Annotated in this window: 1 protein-coding gene; it reads right to left on the minus strand. The window is 54.3% G+C overall.

Going from position 1 to position 565, the window contains the following annotated elements; translation table 11 throughout:
• Positions 1 to 565: type I glyceraldehyde-3-phosphate dehydrogenase (locus tag H9Y04_RS49310; protein ID WP_498067179.1), on the minus strand; the 565-nt coding region annotated here is incomplete at both ends.

Raw genomic sequence — 565 nt, forward strand, 5'->3', positions numbered from 1 at the left:
GTTGGAGTAGCCGGTTTCGTTGTCGTACCAGGAAACCAGTTTCACGAAGTTGTCGTTCAGTGCGATACCCGCTTTAGCATCGAACACGGAAGTGCAAACTTCGCCGTTGAAGTCGGTAGAAACAACGTCGTCTTCGGTGTAACCCAGAACGCCTTTCATAGCGCCTTCAGAAGCGGCTTTGATGGCTTTCTTGATTTCTTCGTAGGACGCTGCTTTTTCCAGACGAACGGTCAGGTCAACAACAGATACGTTCGGAGTTGGAACGCGGAACGCCATACCGGTCAGTTTGCCGTTCAGTTCTGGCAGTACTTTACCTACTGCTTTAGCAGCGCCGGTAGAGGACGGGATGATGTTCTGAGCTGCGCCGCGGCCGCCGCGCCAGTCTTTGTGAGACGGGCCATCAACGGTTTTCTGAGTAGCGGTGGTAGCGTGGACGGTGGTCATCAGGCCTTCAACGATACCGAAGTTGTCGTTGATAACTTTAGCCAGCGGCGCCAGGCAGTTAGTGGTGCAGGAAGCGTTGGAAACGATGTCCTGGCCAGCGTAAGCGTCGAAGTTAGCGCCG

Source organism: Streptomyces polyasparticus, assembly GCF_014493765.1.
Taxonomy (GTDB): Bacteria; Actinomycetota; Actinomycetes; order Streptomycetales; family Streptomycetaceae; genus Streptomyces; species Streptomyces polyasparticus.